Origin of the sequence: Streptomyces xanthochromogenes, from assembly GCF_014650455.1 — a bacterium.
Lineage (GTDB): Bacteria > Actinomycetota > Actinomycetes > Streptomycetales > Streptomycetaceae > Streptomyces > Streptomyces xanthochromogenes.
Genome location: NZ_BMUZ01000003.1, coordinates 680,888 through 700,272, shown reverse-complemented (window position 1 = coordinate 700,272; position 19,385 = coordinate 680,888). Strand labels below are relative to the sequence as shown.

17 protein-coding genes and 1 riboswitch are annotated in these 19,385 nt (G+C 71.4%); of the genes, 11 read left to right on the top strand and 6 right to left on the bottom strand.

Annotated features, from left to right (window positions below; genetic code table 11):
• Positions 1-58: 58 nt before the first annotated feature.
• From IE267_RS10490 to IE267_RS10465, 6 genes are all read left to right on the top strand, one after another.
• Positions 59-1,294, top strand: coding sequence for an arsenic transporter (locus tag IE267_RS10490; RefSeq protein WP_229860997.1), 1,236 nt, complete (start codon positions 59-61; stop codon positions 1,292-1,294).
• 9 nt (positions 1,295-1,303) lie between these two features.
• Positions 1,304-1,801 carry a universal stress protein gene (locus IE267_RS10485; RefSeq protein WP_189762930.1) on the top strand — a complete coding sequence of 166 codons (498 nt, stop codon included), beginning with the start codon at positions 1,304-1,306 and terminating at the stop codon, positions 1,799-1,801.
• A gap of 205 nt (positions 1,802-2,006) precedes the next feature.
• Complete coding sequence (crcB, locus tag IE267_RS10480; protein ID WP_189762929.1) at positions 2,007-2,498, top strand: fluoride efflux transporter CrcB; 492 nt, start codon at positions 2,007-2,009, stop codon at positions 2,496-2,498.
• Between the two features lie 100 nt (positions 2,499-2,598).
• Positions 2,599-2,973 carry a fluoride efflux transporter CrcB gene (gene crcB, locus IE267_RS10475; protein WP_167160534.1) on the top strand — a complete coding sequence of 125 codons (375 nt, stop codon included), beginning with the start codon at positions 2,599-2,601 and terminating at the stop codon, positions 2,971-2,973.
• A gap of 191 nt (positions 2,974-3,164) precedes the next feature.
• A complete protein-coding gene (locus IE267_RS10470) occupies positions 3,165-3,782 on the top strand; it encodes a phosphatase PAP2 family protein (protein ID WP_189762928.1) in 618 nt (205 codons plus the stop codon).
• An 88-nt stretch (positions 3,783-3,870) separates the two neighbouring features.
• Positions 3,871-4,554, top strand: coding sequence for a hypothetical protein (locus IE267_RS10465; protein ID WP_167160538.1), 684 nt, complete (start codon positions 3,871-3,873; stop codon positions 4,552-4,554).
• Between the two features lie 56 nt (positions 4,555-4,610).
• Here the strand turns inward: IE267_RS10465 and IE267_RS10460 are convergent, their stop codons facing one another.
• Positions 4,611-5,234: an RraA family protein gene (locus IE267_RS10460; RefSeq protein WP_189762927.1), complete on the bottom strand. Its 624-nt coding sequence runs from the start codon at positions 5,232-5,234 to the stop codon at positions 4,611-4,613.
• A 689-nt stretch (positions 5,235-5,923) separates the two neighbouring features.
• Positions 5,924-6,107: riboswitch (cyclic di-AMP (ydaO/yuaA leader) on the top strand.
• 2 nt (positions 6,108-6,109) lie between these two features.
• Between IE267_RS10460 and IE267_RS10455 the strand changes: the two genes are divergently transcribed.
• From IE267_RS10455 to IE267_RS10440, 4 genes are all read left to right on the top strand, one after another.
• Positions 6,110-6,874, top strand: a complete 765-nt coding sequence (locus IE267_RS10455; RefSeq protein ID WP_161253244.1) for a LysM peptidoglycan-binding domain-containing protein — start codon at positions 6,110-6,112, stop codon at positions 6,872-6,874.
• A gap of 317 nt (positions 6,875-7,191) precedes the next feature.
• Positions 7,192-7,629: an STAS domain-containing protein gene (locus IE267_RS10450; RefSeq protein ID WP_189762926.1), complete on the top strand. Its 438-nt coding sequence runs from the start codon at positions 7,192-7,194 to the stop codon at positions 7,627-7,629.
• Between the two features lie 294 nt (positions 7,630-7,923).
• Positions 7,924-9,936 carry an eCIS core domain-containing protein gene (locus tag IE267_RS10445; RefSeq protein ID WP_189763034.1) on the top strand — a complete coding sequence of 671 codons (2,013 nt, stop codon included), beginning with the start codon at positions 7,924-7,926 and terminating at the stop codon, positions 9,934-9,936.
• 42 nt (positions 9,937-9,978) lie between these two features.
• Entirely contained in the window at positions 9,979-10,428 is a 450-nt protein-coding gene (locus IE267_RS10440) for a nucleoside deaminase (RefSeq protein WP_167160545.1), read from the top strand.
• Between the two features lie 6 nt (positions 10,429-10,434).
• Here IE267_RS10440 and IE267_RS10435 read toward each other — a convergent pair whose 3' ends face one another.
• Together IE267_RS10435 and IE267_RS10430 are read right to left on the bottom strand one after the other, a co-directional pair.
• The gene (locus tag IE267_RS10435; RefSeq protein ID WP_189762925.1) at positions 10,435-11,145 is read right to left on the bottom strand and encodes an HAD family hydrolase; all 711 of its coding nucleotides are present in this window, start codon (positions 11,143-11,145) and stop codon (positions 10,435-10,437) included.
• A gap of 140 nt (positions 11,146-11,285) precedes the next feature.
• The gene (locus tag IE267_RS10430) at positions 11,286-12,116 is read right to left on the bottom strand and encodes an ETX/MTX2 family pore-forming toxin (RefSeq protein WP_229860932.1); all 831 of its coding nucleotides are present in this window, start codon (positions 12,114-12,116) and stop codon (positions 11,286-11,288) included.
• A 325-nt stretch (positions 12,117-12,441) separates the two neighbouring features.
• On the opposite strand from IE267_RS10430, the gene IE267_RS10425 reads away from it, so the two are divergent.
• Complete coding sequence (locus IE267_RS10425; protein WP_189762923.1) at positions 12,442-14,061, top strand: amidohydrolase family protein; 1,620 nt, start codon at positions 12,442-12,444, stop codon at positions 14,059-14,061.
• Positions 14,062-14,215: 154 nt separating this feature from the next.
• Here the strand turns inward: IE267_RS10425 and IE267_RS10420 are convergent, their stop codons facing one another.
• The 3 genes from IE267_RS10420 to IE267_RS10410 form a co-directional block, all read right to left on the bottom strand.
• Positions 14,216-16,294: a type 1 glutamine amidotransferase family protein gene (locus IE267_RS10420; protein ID WP_229860931.1), complete on the bottom strand. Its 2,079-nt coding sequence runs from the start codon at positions 16,292-16,294 to the stop codon at positions 14,216-14,218.
• A gap of 198 nt (positions 16,295-16,492) precedes the next feature.
• Positions 16,493-18,598: a glycoside hydrolase gene (locus IE267_RS10415; RefSeq protein ID WP_189762921.1), complete on the bottom strand. Its 2,106-nt coding sequence runs from the start codon at positions 18,596-18,598 to the stop codon at positions 16,493-16,495.
• Positions 18,599-18,688: 90 nt separating this feature from the next.
• Positions 18,689-19,345: a PAS domain-containing protein gene (locus IE267_RS10410; protein WP_189763033.1), complete on the bottom strand. Its 657-nt coding sequence runs from the start codon at positions 19,343-19,345 to the stop codon at positions 18,689-18,691.
• Positions 19,346-19,385: the final 40 nt, after the last annotated feature.

Here is a 19,385-nt window from a genome sequence, read left to right as displayed (position 1 = left end):
CCCACCACCGTGATCGCCCGTTGCCCGGAGGCCGACCCTGAGTACCGTCACCGCCGAGATCGTGTCGGCCGTCCTCCTGATCGGCGTGCTCGCCTTCGCCGTCGTACGCCCCCGCAACTGGCCGGAAGCCGTGGCGGCGCTGCCCGCCGCGGGGCTCGTGGTCGGTCTCGGCGCGGTCGCGCCCACCGAGGCCTGGCAGCAGACCCGCGATCTGCTCCCGGTGGTCGGCTTCCTCGCCGCTGTCCTCGTCCTGGCCCAACTCTGCGACGACGACGGCCTGTTCGCGGCCACCGGCGACTTCGTCGCCCGGGTCTGCGGAAGCAGCGCCCAGCGTCTGCTCGGCGGGGTCTTCGCGGTCGCCGCCGTCATCACCGCCGTCCTCAGCCTGGACGCGACCGTCGTGCTGCTCACCCCCGTGGTGTTCGCGACGGCCGCCCGCGCCGGTGTCCGGGCCCGCCCGCACGTGTACGCCACCGCGCACCTGGCGAACTCGGCCTCCCTCCTGCTGCCCGTCTCCAACCTCACCAACCTCCTCGCCCTGGCCGCCAGCGGCCTCACCTTCACCCGGTTCGCGGCACTGATGGCACTGCCGTGGCTGGCGGCCATCGCGGTGGAGTACGGGATCTTCCGGGTCTTCTTCCGCAGCGATCTGGCCGCCCGGCCGAGCGGCGGGCGCGAACGGGAGGGCACCCCGATGCCCGTGTTCACGCTGGTGGTCCTGGCGCTGACGCTCGCCGGGTTCGTCGTGACCTCCTTCGCGGGCCTGAGCCCGGCCTGGGCCGCACTCGCCGGTGCGCTCGTCCTCGCCGGACGCGGCCTGGCCCGGCGCCGCACCACGCCCCGCAAACTCGTGGGCTCGGCCGGCATTCCGTTCTGCCTGTTCGTGCTCGGGCTCGGCATCGTCGTCAAGGCCGTCGTGGACAACGGCCTCGGCACCGCCATCAGCCATCTGCTGCCCGACGGCGATTCCCTGCCCGCTCTGCTCGCCGTCGTCGCGGTCGCCGCGGTCCTGTCGAACCTCATCAACAACCTGCCCGCGGTGCTCGCCCTGCTCCCCGTCGCCGCGTCCGGCGGCCCGGGCCCGGTCCTGGCCGTCCTCATCGGCGTCAACCTCGGCCCGAACCTCACCTACGTCGGCTCGCTCGCCACCCTGCTGTGGCGGCGCATCCTGCACGAACACGACGACGCGCCGGAACTCGGTCAGTTCACGCGTCTCGGACTGCTCACCGTTCCCGCCACACTTGTCGCGTCGACCGCCGCGCTGTGGGCGGCGCTGCACACGATCGGAGGCTGACCGCATTCCATGAGCGTCATCATCTGGGTCACCGAAGGCACCTGGCCCGCCTGCGTGGACGCCGCCCGCGAGCACACCGCCGCGGACGACGACCTCGTACTCCTGCACGTGACCGACGACACCGTGGCCGAGGCCGCGCACGGCGCGTTCGCCGGGCTCCTGGGCCGCGGCCACCGCGAACGCGACCCCGGCACCCGCCTCGAAGACCTCTCCCGGGCCGCCGTCGACGACCTCTTCGCCGACGCCGAGCAGCGCTTGGGCCGTCCGGCGCGCCGCCTCGAACTGACCGGCCGCGCCGAACAGCAGGTCGTCCGCGCGGCGGAAGGCGCCGACCTCCTGGTCTGCGCCCGCGACGGCGACCGCGGCCATCTCGGGCCGCGCAGCCTCGGGCCGGCCACCCGGTTCGTCGTGGATCACGCGCCCTGCCCGATCCTGCTGGTCTGGCCCGACGCGGCCCCCGGTCTCGGCTCGCTGCCGCCGCCACCGCCCGACCATCCGCGCCCCTGACCCCCGCCCGGCGCGGGGCCGGTTGGCGGGCCGCCGAAATCGGGCGCTAGCCTGGGGGAAGCGGTGACCCCCTGCGGCGCGAAGCCAACCGGGTCGCCGCGCGGCGGTGGGGCCCGCCGTACCCGAACCGCGGCATCCGCGCCGCCAACGGTCCCTACTTGCGAGCGCGTGCGCCCGGGTCGGGTGCCCTGCAGGTAGGAGACGCATGTCCGAGCGAGCCAACGAGGCAGGGCGGGCCACCGAGCCCACCGATCCCGACATCGACCTTGCGGTGCCGGCCCAGCGCCGCGAGGTCGCACGCGGCATCGGTCCGGTCGTCGCGGTGGTGGCGCTCGGCGGGGCGATCGGAGCCTGCGCCCGCTATGGGGCCTCGCTCCTGTGGACCACCGCGCCCGGCTCCTTCCCCTGGACGACCCTGCTGGTGAACGCGCTGGGCTGTGCGGTCATCGGCGTGTTCATGGTGGTGCTCACCGAGGTGCGAGCCGCGCATCGGCTGGTGCGCCCCTTCTTCGGAACCGGTGTACTCGGCGGGTTCACCACCTTCTCGACGTACGCCGTCGACATCCAGAAGCTCCTGTCCGCCGGACGGCCCCTCACCGCCTGCGCCTATCTGGCCCTCACGCTGGTCGCGGCGCTCGCGGCCGTGACGAGCGCGGTCCGGCTGACCCGACGCGTCCTCGTCCGGAGGCAGCGATGACCAGAACGACCGGGCGCGCCCTCGACGCATTGGTCACCGAAGGCCTGGTGATGCTCGGCGACTGCGAGGTCATCCGGCACGCCGGCCGGGAGGCCGCCAAGTGAGCTGGATCTACGTGGTGTTGGGGGCGGCGATCGGCGCACCCCTGCGCTTCCTCACCGACCTGGCCGTGCAGAAGCGGCACGACAGCGTCTTTCCCTGGGGCACCTTCACCGTCAACGTCGTCGGCTGTCTGATCCTCGGTACGCTCACCGGCGCGGTCACCGCGGGCGCGGCCTCCTCATCGGTACAACTGTTCGTCGGCACGGGCCTGTGCGGGGCGCTGACCACGTACTCGACGTTCTCGTACGAGACGCTCCGGCTCGCCGAGGACGGGGCGAAGTTCTACGCGGCGGCGAACGTCGTCGCCAGCGTGGTGGCGGGGCTCGGCGCGGTCTTCGCCGGCGTGGGGCTGGCCGGGGCGCTCTGGGGCTGAGGCCCCTGGGGGCGGTGGAGGCGCGGCGGGCCGTTCGTCGCCCGTGAGGGGTCCGGCGGCGGACACGCGCAACCAATCCAGATCTTCTGGCGTCTACATGCCTGTAGTCGTCAATGTTCCGCTCACCCGGCCGTCACCCAGAGGGCCATGGCACGCCCCGCCGCGTTCGAACCACCGGAGAACCGCATCCCATGACCAGTTCCACCCCCACGACCCAGGCACTGGACGGCGCGTCCATCGACGGCGGCCTGTACGGCGACATCACGGACTTCGCCCGGCACACGCACTGGCTGAACGGGCCGGTGTTCGCCTACACCAGTTACGGCGTCGCCCTGTTCGCGGTGTTCATGCTGGCCGGCTGGTGGATCGCCCGGCGCAAGGACGCCTCCGTAATGGCGGCAGCCCTGTCCGCGCCGATCGCGGTGGTCCTCGCGTACGTGGTGAACGACGCGGTCAAGTCGGTGTTCACGGAACCGCGGCCCTGCCGCGCGCTGCCGCACGACTTCCTGATCGAGAAGTGCCCGCCCGTGAACGACTACGCCTTCCCCAGCAACCACACCACCGTGGCCGCCGCCGCGGCCGTCGCCCTGTTCCTGGTCGACCGACGCCTCGGCGCGATCGCCGCCCTCGCCGCCGTCCTGATGGGCGCGTCCCGGGTGTACGTCGGCGCGCACTACCCGCACGACGTGCTGGTCGCCCTCGTGGCCGGCGGGGTCGTGGCCTGCGCGGTGACGTGGTCCGCCAGGCGGTACGCGGCCCCGTTGGTGGCCCGTCTGCGCGGGGGCGCCCTGAAGCCGCTGCTCGCCTGAGCCCCGGGCGGGGCGGCCGTCGGCGTTTCTCCCGCGCACGGGCGTGGACCGGTGTCCACGGCGGCCATGAAGGCCTAGGGTCGGCGGCATGCTGCGAATCGTCGATGAACTCGCCGGCCCCGGCCCCCTGCGCATCTGTGCCCACGCACCCGCCGACGGGGACCCCGGCACCGCACTGCGGGTGCTCCTGGTCGCGGACGTGCTGGCGCGTGTCGTCGAGCAGCGCGGCCGGGCGGCCCTCATCGGCTGGACCGGACCCGCGCAGCAGGTGGCCGCCGCCGGAATCCGCCCGCCCGACGCCGAGGGGGACCCGGAGAGCATCGCCGAGGGGCTCGGCGGGCCGCCCGGTGTCCAGCTCAGCAGCGGAACGTACGAAGGGGCGGGCGTAGCCGGGCTTCAGGTCGGCGTGGCCACCCTGCCCCCGCTCGACGGCCTCGACCTGCTGGCCGTACGCCTGCTGCTGCTCAGCCGGCCGTACGAGGAACCGGTCACGGTGACGGTCGAACAGATCGACGAGGCAGCGCGTGCGATGGCCCGCTGGCGGCGGGCCGTGGCGAACTGGGCCACGCAGCCCTCGAAGCCGATCCCCGCCGATCTCAAGAGCACGGCCCGCAGCGCCCTGGACAACCGGCTCGACACCGCGGCCGTGCTGCGTCTCCTGCACGATCTGGCGACGGACGACGACGTGCCGCCGGGCGCCAAGTTCGAGACCATGTCCCACCTGGACCGCGTGCTCGGCCTCGAACTCGTCCGCGAGGTCGGCACGGTGTGAACCCGACGGCAGTGCGCCTTCCCAACTCCGCCTCGTTGCGAGGCTGTTGACCGGGCTCAGCCCTCGAAGCCGCCCTCGGCGAGGGCCTTCTCGATGCGGCTGCGGTGTGCCGCCTCCCAGGCGTCCAGGGATTCGGCGGTCTCCTTGGCCAGCTTCCGGCGGGCATCGACGAGCACCTGCCCCGCCCGGGCCCGCGGGGTGACCACGATGCCCTCCTCGTCCGCCACCACCACATCGCCCGCGTTCACGAGCACCCCGCCGCAGCGCACCGGCTCGTTGAGCGGCGCCACGGCCTTTTTGGTGCCGGGGATGGGGAGGACGCCCCGGGCGAAGACGGGGAAGCCCGCCTCGCGCACCTCGGCGAGGTCGCGAATGACCCCGTCGACCACGAAGGCCGCGATGCCCCGGCGTTGGGCCACGGCGCACACGTTGCCGCCGGCCAGCGCGTAGTCGAGGTCGCCCGACTCCACGACGACGACGGAACCGGGTTCGGCGCGGTAAATGGCCGCGTGCAGCATGAGGTTGTCACCGGCGGGACAGCGCACGGTGAATGCGGGCCCGGCGACACGTGGCATCGGGGACCACAGAGGACGAATTCCGATATCCATGACCTGTGCGCGTCCCACAATGTCGGCGAGTGTGGTCGGCGGAATGTTCTTGAATTCGCTGATGTCGTTCATGCTCTTCCTGACGGTTGGGGTTCGAAGGCTGACAGTTGACGGCCTATTAAAGTTTTCCCTGGCCCGGCCCGTGTCGACCGTCAAGGGCTTGACGCGGCGTGACGGCGCTTGCGCCGGAGGCCAGTTGGCCGGAACGCGGGTGGGTTCGATGCCATCAAGGGCGCGGGAGTCCGCGGCGAGCCATGCGTGATCCGCTGTCGCAGGAATCGGACTCACCACTTCCCCCTCTGCCACGAGCTGAGCGGTCACGGCTGCCATGAGTCGCCGGGGACCTCTGCCGGTCCCGTGGAGAGTGGCCAGTGATCATGATCGCCGACAAGGGCGTAGGGAGAGTGTGCGCTGCCCCACACGCGAGAGGGGGGAACTTTTATTCTGTAATGTCCGAAATCTAGGGCAATGGGTGGTGGGTGCCTCGCCGCGACTATGTCCTAATTGGGGCTAATGAGTAAGACGCGCCTCTTTTATCTTCGGGGTCCGCGGTTGCGTCATGGGCGAGTGAATTGGGTCACGTGCGGCCCGCCGGGCCCGCAGCGCCCGTGCGGGGCATTTCGGTTCAGCCGAAAGCGAGTTGAGGTTCCCCGGCGGGGCGCCCGACTCATGGGAATTCGAGTTGATCTATATCCGTGATCATGGCTCGTGAATTCCGGCCTTGTTTCCGTCGGGCGTATTCGTCTACGTTCACCGTCAATCCGGAAGGAACGCCGAATCCTGCCGCCGTCCGGAGCCGCCCATACACGTACGGCAGGAGCGGGGGACCCAGGTAAGCCGCCGATCCGGATTCCGGAACGGCTGGGGTGAAGTCGCGTGCACCGCGACCGGACATCTCCCGTCCGAACCCGACAGCTCACCTCGTAGGCGACGGAGAGGAATACACCATGCCTGCAAAGGGCAAGCACCGCCGGCCCAAGTCCCGCTCGTTCTCCCGCGGCCTGGCCGTCGCGGGCACCGGTGGCGCCGTCCTGGCCATGCCGGTGATCGGCGCGACCACGGCCTCCGCCGCCCCGGCTGCGGTCCACTCCGCCGTGGCCAAGCCGGTCGCGGCCGTGAAGGCGGCCCCCACGAGCTACGCCGTCGTCGACGGGGACTCGCTGGCCAAGATCGCCGACGCGCTCAACGTGAGCGGTGGCTGGAAGCAGCTCTACCAGGACAACCAGAGCGTGATCGGCGGCAACCCCGCGCTGATCCGCCCCGGCATGAAGCTCACCCTCGGCGCCCCCGCGGCGAGCACCGCCCGGGACGCCTCGGCCGACCGGGCCGACCGCTCGGCCCGGACGACCGACCTCACCGCGACGGCCACCGTTGCCAGCACCACCACGTACGCGAACAACCTGGACGGCTGGATCAAGCAGTCGCTGGCCATCATGGCCCAGCACGGCATCCCGGGCAGCTACGACGGCATCTACCGCAATGTGATGCGGGAGTCCTCGGGCAACCCGATGGCGATCAACAACTGGGACTCCAACGCCGTGGCGGGAACGCCCTCCAAGGGGCTCCTCCAGGTGATCCAGCCCACCTTCTCCGCCTTCCACGTGCCGGGCACCTCCACGGACCTGTACGACCCGATCGCCAACATCACGGCGGCCTGCAACTACGCGGCCAAGACCTACGGGTCGATCGACAACGTCTTCGGGGCCTACTGACGGTCCTCGCGGCCGGGCACTCTCGCGGTGAAGGGAGTGCCGGGCCGTGCCGCACCGCATGCGGCCCCCAGCGCGCGCCCGGCCTTCTCGACTGGCCGGGCGCCGCGCCGTTCCGAGCCCGGGGCGGCGGTCGAGAGGTGGCCGAACCGGGGGCAGCGCAAATTTCGTTCACCCCCCGGGGTGAACAATTCGAAGGCTGCACGTTTCTGCATACGCGCCTGTTCCTAGGGTGCTAATGCGTCACCCCGGACGACGGTGACTGCCCGACCACCCAGTACCCCCGCGCCGCGAGGGTCAGTTCAGGACCGGGAGCGCCCATGGGTTCCACCGCTCGGCCATCCGTCTCGGCGCCCGTGCCCCTTCCGCCGGGGCTGCTGCCGGACCGGTGCTGCAACGCCCGTACGTATCTGATGCACGGCTTCACCGTCGTGGAGGTCCACGGCACCGTCGACCTGGCGACCGCTCCAGGTGTGCAGCTCCACTTGGACGCGGCCACCCAGCCGCCCGGCGCCCGGGTGATCGTGGACCTGCGGCCCGTGGACTTCTTCGACTGTGCGGTCCTCACCCAGCTCTGCCGAGCCCACCGCAGGATTCGGGAGCGGGACGGCCATCTCGGCGTGGTCTGTTTACGGCCGTGGCATCTGCGCATCCTCCAGGCGGCCCGCCTGGACACGGTCCTGCAGCCCGCGGGGTCCGTCGAGGAGGCGGCCCTCGCCGCCCTGGCCCGGTCCGGCCCGGTCGCCAACCCGCGCTGAATCAGGGTCCGTTGCCAGGGCTGCCCTCGCGCTTGCCCTTTCGTACCTTCACCTCGGTGGCCACAGCTGATATGCACGTACAGCCCGGCATCACGCTTCACCACCGAAGGGGTTCACGTGCACGCGCAGGACAGGCAGCAGGACCAGGCTGTCACGCCCGGCGGGCCCGTTTCACGGGCTGGTGACCGGCGTGGCGGCGAGCGCGGTGGATCGGCGCCCACCGGCGCAGGCCTTGGCGCGGCCCGATTGCTGGCGCTCCAGCGGTCCGCGGGGAACGCCGCCGTGGCCGGTCTCATGGCGCAGGGCGACGCGACCGTACAGCGCTCGGCCGTGCACGAGGTATTGCGCGGGTCCGGGCAGCCGCTGGACTCCGAGGTGCGCGCCGACATGGAGTCCAGGCTCGGTGCCGACTTCGGCGACGTCCGCCTGCACAGCGATGCCGTGGCCCAGCGCTCCGCCGCCGAGATCGGAGCCCGTGCCTACACCTCGGGGAGCCACATCGTGGTCGGGCAGGGCGGCGCCGACCGGCACACCCTCGCCCATGAACTCACCCACGTCATCCAGCAGCGCCGGGGGCCCGTCGCCGGCACCGACACCGGTGACGGGCTGCGCGTGTCCGACCCCTCGGACTCCTTCGAGCGGGCCGCGGAGGCCAATGCCACCCGTGCCCTCTCCGGGCCCGCGCCCGATACGGGCGCCGAGCCGGAGGCCGTCCAGCGCGACTGCGGCACGGCGGGCCACGCGCATCCGCAGGGTGCCCCGGTCGTGCAGCGGGCCGTCGGCTTCGAGTTCGAGGCGCAGTGGAACGTCCGCCGGGTCGCCGACCCCGTCGCCGCCAAGGCCATACAGGAGCAACGGGCCGCGGAGCGGGAGCGGTTGCTCGACGCCAAGCTCCTCGACCGGGTCCTGAATCCGCACAGCCCCTACTCGAAGGAGCTGAGCGCGTCGGAGCGGAGCGAGCCGCAGGACGCGCTGAGGGCCCGCTGGTTCGACGGCGAGTTCCTCACCCAGGAGGGCGAACTCCGGCTCAAGAAAACGCAGTTGGGCCCGGACGGCGCGCAACGGGCCGCGGCCGAGATGAGCCTGATGATCTCCAGCGAGATCTCCGAGGTCCCCCTGGTCGGCGAGAACCTCGGCAAGGGCCGCGGGCCCGACGGCGTGGTGGTGAAGGGCGACAAGTTCGACCTCACCGCGGATGCCAGCCCCTCGGGAGGCTCGAACCTGGAATGGGTGACCGACCCGCTGAACGACGTCGCCGAGGTCGGTGGCGTCCTCGACCGCATCTCGCGCATGGCCGGCTACCTCAACGGCCGCCAGCGGGACGCCTACATCCCCTCCGAGGACGTCACGGCGGGAGGCGGCACGCCCGAACGGCAGCTGCGCATCTACCCGTTCGGCGGGGCGCTCAAGTTCGCCCCGCAGACCACCGCCGGTGTGCGGCTCGACCGCCTGCCGGATCTGATCGGCTATCTCTCCGACACCCAGGAGCCCGAGGAGAAGTCCCTCGGCGGTGCCGTGCGTGGGGTGTACGGGAAGCTCACCCACACCAAGGAGCGGCGGGCGCAGGCGCAGCGCGACCTCTTCGGCGGAGGCCTCGGTACGCTGCCGGCGGCCAAGGCCGGTGCGGAGCGTGCCGTGGGGGAGTTCGGGGACGCGGCTCCCGAGGGCATCTCCCTGTCGAAGACCGACACCGGCGCTCTCACCGGCCTGGTCATGCACCTCGCCTCCTACGTGCTCGCGGGGGAGGAGCTGCAGGCGGGTGCCAACGCCAAATCCATCGCGGGCGGGCTCATGGCCCGCACGGACTTCGGCCGCCACTTCGGGCTGCTCGCGGCCGGGGTGCGGGAGTACTTCACCGCGCACCCGGACGAGTTCGTCGGCCTGGTCCTTTCGGCCGCCAACCGGCCGGGCAGCGGGGGCTCGAAGCTGTTCGGGGCCCCGGTGGAGCGCGGTCTCGCGAACGACCGAACCCAGACCGACATCGCGCTGACCCGGGCCCAGTGGCTGCGGGCGATTCCCCAGGGTCACGACCTGCTGAAGAACGCACAGCACCTGACGGCAGAACAGCGGTCCATGGTCGACGACGAGCCGGGCGCCGAGGCGGTCCACAAGTCCCTGGGCGCGTTGGGCGACCAGGACAACCGCACCACCATCAAGAGCGGCGAGCTGAACCTGATGGTCGCCGAGCTGCGCCGGATGCGGGACGGTGTCCCCGCGGAGGGGCTCAAGCCGCTCGCCCTCGCCGCCTTCAAGCTCATCGAGCAGCTGAACGAGGGCAAGAAGCTGAAATACGCGAAGCGGGCCTGACGATCCGGGGAAGGCGGCCGGCGCGGGCGTAGGGTCGCGCCCATGGAAGACCAACTGGCCCGGCAGTGGCTCGCGACGGCTCTGGAGGAGGCCCGGGCGGGCCTCGCGGAGGGCGGCATCCCGATCGGCGCCGCCCTCTACGGCGCGGACGGCACGCTCCTCGGTCGCGGACACAACCTCCGCGTACAGGAGGACGATCCCTCCCTGCACGCGGAGACCGCGGCCTTCCGCAATGCGGGCCGGCAGCGCTCCTACCGGGGCACCACCATGGTGACCACGCTGTCGCCCTGCTGGTACTGCAGTGGACTGGTCCGGCAGTTCGGCATCTCACGCGTCGTGGTGGGGGAGGACGAGACGTTCCGGGGCGGACAGGAGTGGCTGGCCGCGCACGGGGTGGAGGTCGTGGTGCTCGGCGATCCCCGGTGCGTGACCCTGATGGACAACTTCATCGCGGCGAACCCCGTGCTGTGGAACGAGGACATCGGGCAGTGAGCCGGTTCAACTCGCCTGGAATGCGGCCCTGTTGAGGTGGCGGGCCAGATGGCTGAGATGCGGGATGGTGGCGATGCTGCCGGGCAGCGCGTCCGGCCGGGGCCCCGGTGTGACGAGTACCGCCGACATCCCGTACGCGTGCGGGCCGAGCGCGTCGGTCTCCGCGTTGTCCCCCACGAACAGGATGTCCCCGGCGGGGCACCCCGCCGCCCGCGTCACCTCGGCATAGAAACGCCGGTCCGGCTTGCGGATGCCCAGCGTGCCGGAAAGCACCAGGGCGTCGAAGCAGTCCGCGATCCCGGCATCCCGCAGGGTGCGCCGGCGCACGGGCTCGGGCCGGTCGGTATTGGCGGCCAGTACACAGGTCAGCCCGCTCGCGCGCAGGTCCCGCAGGGCTGCGGCCGCCCGCGGATCGACGGTGGCGTCGGGCAGTGCGGTGAACACCGCCTCCGTCGCCCGCCGCAGATCGGGCACCGTGGCCCCGCTGTCCTGCACGGCTCGGCCGAGCCGGGTGGCGAACGGGGTGCGCACGCGTCGGGAGCGGTCGGCCGCGCGCAGCTGACGGGTCACGGCGTCGAAGCGGGCCGGGAACTCCTCCGGGACCGCCGCACCGGGCAGGCCCCGGAGGACGTCCGCGACGAACCGGCCGTCGGGGGCCGGGCCGTGGCCCGCGAGGGTGCCGACGAAATCGAGTGCGAGCACGCGCATGCGCGCCATGGGGCCGCCCCTTTCCCGGGATCGGCCTCACCTTACTGAGCGGCCGTACGAAATTCGCCCCGTGTTCCGTGTGCCGCTCCTGCGGTCACCGGATTCGCCGCATGCACAATGAGGAATCCGACGGATGCTCAGAAGGGTGCTCAGTGCCCGGGAACGGCTGTCCGCTTTCCGTTCGGGGCGAGCGGAATGGGAATCGTGCGGGATTCGAGAGCGCGGGAACGATTGCCGTCGAGCGGCTTCTGATCGGCATTCACATTCAAGGACACGCCTTGGCCGCCGCTGAAGGTACCGCTCGCGAAGGCGTGCACCCCGTCCGCGATGACCTCGTATCCGGGGGTGTCGACGATCTCGTGGTCCCGGCAGTCCCGGAGCACCTGCTCGATGGGCACGAACCACAGCCAGTGGCGGTCCCCGTCCTGATTGAGGTCGACCTTCTCGTTGAACCAGATCGCGACGTTTCCCCGCAGGATGACGGTGGCCGTCCAGTCGATGTCGTATTTCTGGGTGCCGACCACCAGTGTCGCCTCCACCACCGACTTGGGGGGAATGCGCAGCGGAAGGTCGACGCTCCAGGTCTGGGTCTCCTTGTGCGTGTACTCCTGGGTCGAGGACAGGCTCGCCTCGATCGACGTCGTCTCACTGACCTTGGCGACCGCCGGGATCTCCGCCGAGACCTCCACCGTCACGCCGATCTTCAGCGACTCCGTGACGGAGATCCGCAGATCCTGCTCGGTGGTTTTGCTCTGCTTGTAGGTGACCGTCTGTTCCACCGCCGTTCCGTTGCGGTAGTTCGTGGCCACCGAGCTGACCTGTCCCGGAACGGGGGACGGGGCATTCGCGTCGTAAATGATGTCCTGGTACTTCGCCGCCACTTGGTGGCGATGGTAGTCGTTGAGAAAGCTCTGCTTCCCGTAGTCGGTGGACGCGGTGAAGCGGCAGCCGTTCGAGGCGGGAAAGCGTTGGCGGGCCATCCAGTTGCCCCACGCGTCCGTTATCTCCTGAAGCGGCCGGGCCGATGTTTTCGAGCCACCTCTGCGAGGCGCCGCTTGCGCCGCCGTGCCGACGGAGAGAGGAATGGCCGAGGCGAGGGTGACGGCGGGAGCGACAGTGAGCAGACGTCGTCTGGATACATGGCTCATCGGCGGAGGGGCCTTTCGTTCGATCTTGTACGAAACGGTCAACTTCCTTGACAGGCAATGCAATCCACTCATGGCCCCGCGGTATAGGGACTTTGGTCCTGAGCCCGTATCGATGAATGATGGGACGCCGGAAGTGAACGAGGAGAGGGAACGGAACATGCGCAAGAGGTACGCGACCCGGTGGCCGGTGCTCGCCGGTTCCACGGCATTGGGCATGGCCCTGGGGGTGCTGCCGGCGGCGGCCGCGGTCCCGTCGGAGGGGCAGGGCGCTCCGGTCGGCCAACAGGCCGCCGTGCAGGCCTACTTGGGACGCATCTCCCATTCGCCGAGCGAACTCAGGCGGTTCCTGGCGGATGTGCCCAAGGGCGGCGATCTGCACCACCACCTGTCCGGCGCGGTGCGGGCCGAGTCGTTGATCGGGTATGCGGCGCACGACGGCAAGTGCATCGACACCTCGACCTACGTCGTCACGCCTGCCACCGGCACCGGCACCTGCGCGGAGGGGCAGCGCCCGGCGCGTGACGCGGTGGCCCCCGGGCCGTTCCGGCGCGGCGTCGTCGAGGCGTGGTCGATGCAGGGCTTCGTGCTGCCGCCCGACGGCGATCCCCAGCCCGGCCACGACCACTTCTTCGACACGTTCGGGAAGTTCCAGGAGGCCACCAGCGGGCACGACGCGGACATGCTCGCCGAGGCGGCCGATGCCTCCGCGAAGGAGCACAGCGGCTATCTGGAGACGCTGGTCACTCCCGGTGCGGGCCCGCTGAACCAGCTCGTCGACCGCATTCTGCCGAAGGACCCCGGCCCGGCCGACCTCGCCACGTTCCATGCCGCCCTGACCGCGAACCCGCGGTTCCAGGCCCTGGTCCGGCAGGTGGCCGACGACACCGACCGCAGCGTCCGCGACTCCCGCAAGCTCCTCGGCTGCGACGCCCACACGGCCTCCGAGGCCTGCCGGGTCGCGATCCGCTTCGACTACCAGGTCCTGCGCGCCCAGGACCCCCGTTACGTCTTCGCCCAGCAGATCCTCGGCTTCGAGCTGGTGCGCCAGCACCTCGGCGGATTCGTCGGAGTGAACATGGTGCAGCCGGAGGACGCGCCCATCGCGCTGCGCGACTACACCCTGCACATGAAGATGGTCCGCTACCTCAAGTCCGTTTCGCCCGAGGTGCGGGTGAGCCTGCACGCCGGAGAACTGGTCGCGGGCCTGAACGGTGTGGCCGGGCGCGATCTGACCTTCCACATCAACGAGGCCGTGGATGTGGCCGGGGCCGACCGGATCGGTCACGGAGTCGACCTCGCCCAGGAGAAGGACCCGCGGGCCCTGGCCGCGCGGATGCGCCGACAGCACGTGCTCGTCGAGGCGCCGCTCGTCAGCAACGCCCAGATCCTGCGCGTCAGCGGCGACCGGCACCCGCTGCGCACCTACCTCGACGCGGGCGTCCCGGTCGCGCTGGCCACCGACGACCCGGGCGTCAGCCGCAGCGACCTGACCGCGGTCTTCCAACAGGCCGTCACCGACCAGGGGTTGACCGTCGCCCAGCTGCGCACCCTGGTGCGCGCCTCCCTCGACCACGCCTTCATCGAGGGCCGCGACCTGTGGCAGGAGCAGGACCGCTACGACGCGTTCGTGAAGCCCTGCGCCCACGACACCCCCGACACGCACCGGCTCCCCAGCGCCGCCTGCCGCGGCTTCCTCAAGGCCAGCGCCAAGGCGACGGTCCAGTGGAAACTGGAGGCCGACTGGCGCGACTTCGAGAACCGCTACGCCCACCGCTGACCCGCACCGGGGGCGTGCCCCGGCCGGTGCCACGGCGGTCGGCTCGACACCGGCTCAGGCGCCCGCGACCTCGACCGAGTGCCGGCCCGCCGCCCCGTCGGGGACGGTCGGGGTGCGCTGCTCGGGCCGGGTCGCACCCTCACCACACCCCTGCTCAACGCAGGGTGACCGTGAGCAGCGAGTACTGAATGACCGTCAGATCCACGCTCACCGTCGCACCGCTCACCTTCCACCCCACCGGCACCGGTGCCGGCGAGGCGCCGTCCGGCGAGCTCACCGCGGCGGCCGTCACCTGCTTGCCCGCCGGGACGGACAGCGACACCGTGCAGGCGGCCGGAGTCGTGGTGAAGGGCGCCGGGCTCTCCCCGAACTGGGTGAAGTTGACGAGCTGCACCACGATGTCGTCCCCGAACCGGCTCAGCTCCAGATGAATCCGCCGGTCACCGGCCAGGGACACGGCGGGAGGCGCGACGGCGCGTACGGGTTCGAGCAGCCGCTCGGCGCTCTGCGCGTCCGTGTGCGCCAGATAGGAGAGCCCGGGCAGATCCTTGAAGTACCAGCACGTGCCCGCCCCGTACGCGTTCCGGCCGGCGGCCGGCAGCGGGTCGGCCCTGCGGAAGCCGAGCACATCGGCGAGGGCGTACTCGGCCCGCGCGGTGCCGAAGGCGTCGAGGGCCGTGGGTGCGGGACCCGTCACGACGACCGTGCCGCCGCCGTGCACGAAGGCGCGCAGCACCTCGGCCTCCGGGTCCGAGACCGCCTGGAGGTTGGGGAGGTACAGGACGCGGAAGCGGGACAGGTCGGCGGCGTCGAGGCCGGGGCTCGGCACGGTGTCGAACGGGATGTGCGCGTACACCAGGGCCTTGACCGTGCCGCGGAACTCGCCGAGCCACTTCTGCTGGGTGCAGCTCTCCTCGGAGCTCTCGAAGCTCCACCAGTCACTGACGCCGGCCGGCGGCTTGGTGTTCACGTACATGCCGCTGCCCTGCACCGGGCTCACGAAGTCGCGGCTCCCGGAGGAGTGGTAAACCCCGACCGACGCCCCCGGAACGGCGTCGAACAGCCGCTCCTGATGCGCCGCGACGAACCCGAACATGCGGGTCCGCATCGCGGTGTCGGTGCTCTGGTCCTTGAACGGGCTCTTCACCTCGTACGGGTTGCAGCCCGCTGCCAGGAGCTCGGCCATCACCAGGGAGGCGTCGTCGGCCTTCCAGCCGTAGGAGAAGGCCCAGGCGGGTTTGCCGCCGCTGGCGGCCCGCGCGTACTTGTACATCGAGATCAGGCAGATCCAGTCACTGGCCGTGGCGTGGCGCATGCCGTCGTAGTTGCCGAGGATGTCCACCTCCCACACCTGGCTGACGCCCTCGGCCCGGCGCAACTGCGCGCCGTCCAGGCCGATGAGGGACGCGTACTGGTAGTCCATGGTGACGGTCTCGACGAAGGTGACCAGGTCCGGGTTGACGGCGCGTCCCGCTGCCGCGATGTCGAGCTGGAAGCCCGCCAGGTTGCGGTGGCGCCACTCGACGTAACGGCGGAAGACGGGGTTCGTGAAGTCGGCCGTACGGGGCAGCTCCAGGCCGCTGTCCGCGCGGAACGCGGCGGCCGCCCAGGCGGAGGCGTCGCACCAGCTGAGCGCCCCGTCGAAGTAGATCGGCACATCGGGCCAGATGGCGTCGACGCCCGTCGCGGCGAGCCCCCGAATGCGCCCCAAGTAGTAGTCGCGCCAAGGGGAGTTGGGGCTCAGCCAACAGCTCTCGTCGCCCGGGTCCACCCAGACGACGAGGCTGCCGTAGAACACGTTGGGCTGCCCGTCGAGCCCGCGCTGCACCCAGTCCTTGCCGCCGCCGTTCTTGTAGAACGACGGCCCCTTCTCGCCGCCTGGGCTGATGAGTTCGAGCGAGGGGTAGTACATGACCACCCGCATCCCGGCCGTGTGGGCCAGCGCGACGAAGCTCTTCACCTTCGCCATGTGCGCGGCGAACTCCTGGTCGGTCAGCCAGTTCGACAGGACGGTGTCCAGCTCGATCACGCTCACGTTCTGCGCCTTGAGCTTGTTGATGACCGGCAGCATGTCGCGCTGGGGATCGGCGTCGTCGTCGAACGTGCCGTCCGCGAGCCGGGCGTACCGGGCCCAGTCCGGGAAGGAAACCCCGGCGACGCCGCGGGTGTCCAGCCCCTCGGCCCAGGCGGGGCGGGGCCCGCCGCCGGGCAGGAACGGCAGCAGCTGTGACACTGCCGCGAGCCCCCCGGCGCCGAGCCCCGTCCGTAACACGCTGCGCCGGCTCAGTCTTCGTCTCGATTCCATGGCCCGGGTCTCCCTGTGACGGCGCCGGTACGGTTCCGGCTCGGGCGAGGCATCCTGTCGCCGTATGCCGGGACAGGCCAGAGTGCCCTTTCGGCCAGCCGGGCCGGGGAGCGCCGGGCGCCCGCGTTACGCGACCACGTCGGCCGGGCACAGCCGCTGCGGTTTGCCGCCCTTGAGGGCCGCGTCGACACAGCCGCCCGGAAGGCCGTCATGGGCGGCGCTGCCGAAGTTGGCCGTGACGGTGAGCGTGCCGTTGCCGAAGACGGTCCGCTGAACCGTGCGGTCGGACGTGAGCCAGTCGAACGAGGTCAGCTCCTTGGTCCCCGCCGCCTGGTGCAGCGGCGCGAAGTACCTTTGCAGGGAGGCGAGTTCACGTACGTTCTGCTCGTCGTTCCGGTCCTTGTCGCTGAGCACGAAGTTCAGCGGGGTGTTGTAGAGCATCGCGAGGAGCGCCCGGGTCGTCTTCTCCTCGGGCAGCTTGCCGAACGGCAGCTCCCAGCGCTCCACGTTGATCAGCGAGCCGTGCAGTGCGGTCTCGTACAGCGGCACACGATAGGCCGGGTCGTACATCGCCTTGAGCGCGTCCGCGACCGCCGCCCGATGCTCCGCCTTGAAGTCGCTCACCCGCACCGGCTTGAAGAAGGTGTCGGGTGCGCCCTGCGGCATGTAGCCGCCCCACGCCGGGTCGTCCTTGGGCTGGTCGGGCGCGCTGTCGAAGTGGCCGTTCTCCATCGGCCACAGCCGCCCGTCGACCGGGGTGCCCGAGCCGTGGTCGAAGGCGAGCACCTGGTTGGCCCAGGCTCCGGCGGACTCCGAGCCGAGCACCAGCGGCCTGCTCCTCGTGCCGTCGTACGTGCCGTCGGTCAGCCGCCCCATCCGGGCGAGCCGGTTGGCCCGGTCCTGGGCCATGGTCATCGGGTGCCCGGCGTCGTGGTCGCGGAAGAGCTCGCCCGCCGCGTCCACGTCCAGGAAGTAACTGCTCGCGCCGGCCGCGACCAGCGAGCGGGTGCGGTCCGCGAGCAAGTGCCGCTGCTGCTCGGCCTGTTCGAAGGCCTGGGAGCTGAGGTAGCAGCCCTGCTGGTGGAAGCCGGGCTGAGGGGAGCCGTCGGCCCGCCGCACGCAGAAGGACGGGTAGACGCCGTCGGGCCAGGCCGAGTTCGGGGGAGTGTCGGGGCCCTTGTCGCGGCCGTTGGCGAACGAGTCGTAGGGGCCGACCAGATACCCGGCCTTCGTGGCGGCGGCGACGTCCTCGCTCTTCATCGGGGCGTCGTCGGCGTCGTAACCGAGCCAAAGCCGGTCAATGCCGAGCGACTTGAGGTGCTCGATCCCCGCCGCCGTGCGGTCGCCGCCCCAGGTGTAGGCGTGGAAGGCGCCGAGCAGCTTGCCCGTCTCCGGGTTCCTGCGGATCTTGTCGCTCAGGCTGCCGAGCTGCCCGTGCTCGGCGAGCCAGTGGCGGTAGTCGACGGCCGGCGCCACCGGAGAGCCGTCCGTCAGGGCGAAGGCGACGGTGTAGACGCGGGTGGCGTTGCCGCCGGAGAAGGTGTGCTTGGCCGTGGTGCGGAGGCGGCCGCTCCGTGAGGCGTAACCGAGCGAGGTGTCGATGTCGGTGGGCGCGAGATAGCTGACGCCCCGGCCGCCACCGAGCGTGTAGCCCCAGGCCGGCAGGGTGAGCTGGGAGGCCATGTCCTCCTCTGAGCCCACGAGTTGAGCACGACCCGAGTTCCAGAACGGGTCGCCGACCGGCAGCGAAAGGCCCTCGCCGCGCGGGAGTTGGAGCGCCGAGGAGGCGGGATCGGAGCCCGTGACCGGCCACGCCAGGGTCGTGTCGCGGTCCGCGGTGAGGGTGACGAGGAGCCTGCCGTGCTCGACGCGCACCTGGGCCCGCAGCCCGCGCGCGGGATAGGACCACTGGGCTCCCCGCCCCGACGTGGTCACCCGGCCGGGCCGGCCGGGTGCGTCGGCCGCCGGGTCCGAGACGCGCAGGGTGCGGCCGTCGTCGGTGCGGGCGTCGATGCGCAGGGTCGCGGGGTCGATGGTGGCCGTGCCGCCGGCGACGGGCACCTCCACCCGTCCGTTCTGGACGCGGACCCCGTCCACGTGGGCGGGTCCGGCCGTCGCGGCCGGGGTGAGGCCGGCGGCCAGGGCGGTGGTGACGGCGAGTACGAGAAGGGGGCGCCGGGCGCGTCGGCGGAGGGGGCGCGCGATGGATGACTTCCCCGAGTTGGTGTCCATGGCGCAGTGATAACGAAGAGTTGTAAGAGGGCTCTAAGAAACGGGCGGGGGGCCTGAGTTCGGAGTGCGGGGGGCGGGTCCGGCTCCGGCTCACGGGTCGACGAGACCGTCGGCCGGCTCCGGCGGCCAGTGCCCGGGAGCCAGCACGCCGAGCGCGTACGCCTTCGCCACCAGGGCAGTTCGGCCCTGGACGCGCCAGCGCTGCGAGAGCCGCGCCAGGTGGTAGTTGACGCCGTCGACGGTCAGGCCGAGCGCCTTGCCGATGGTGGCCGTGGTCGCGCCGGACGCGGCGAGCGCCAGGATGCGAGCCTGCGTCACGCTCACCGTGCCGCGCGGGGAAGGCGGCGGCTCGGGCCGCTCGTCGTGCACGTACAAAAGGGCGAGCAGTACCGGCACGGGTTCGGAGACGGTCCTGATGGGGTCGATGGTGAACTCGCCCGCGCGCACGGCGCCGTCCCTGCCGCGCCAGGTCACCTCGATGCGATAGCGGGACGTACGCCCCGCCCGCAGGGCGTTCACCAGCCGCTCGATCTGGTCCTCGGCGCGCGGGGTGAACAGCTCGCGCAGCGAGCGGCCGCGCAGCCGGCCTGGCGTGGTGCCCCACTCTGCGGCCATCGCGGGGTTGGCGACGTGCACCTCGCCGTCGATCGAGCAGACCGCGATCGGCAGCGGGATGCGGTCGAGGAGATTCAGGAAGTGGTTGCGCCAGGCGCCCAGGTCCTCTTCCATCGCCTGCGCGTCGGCCATGCCGCGTGCCACCACCCTTCCTTGGCCCGTCCGCAAGTAC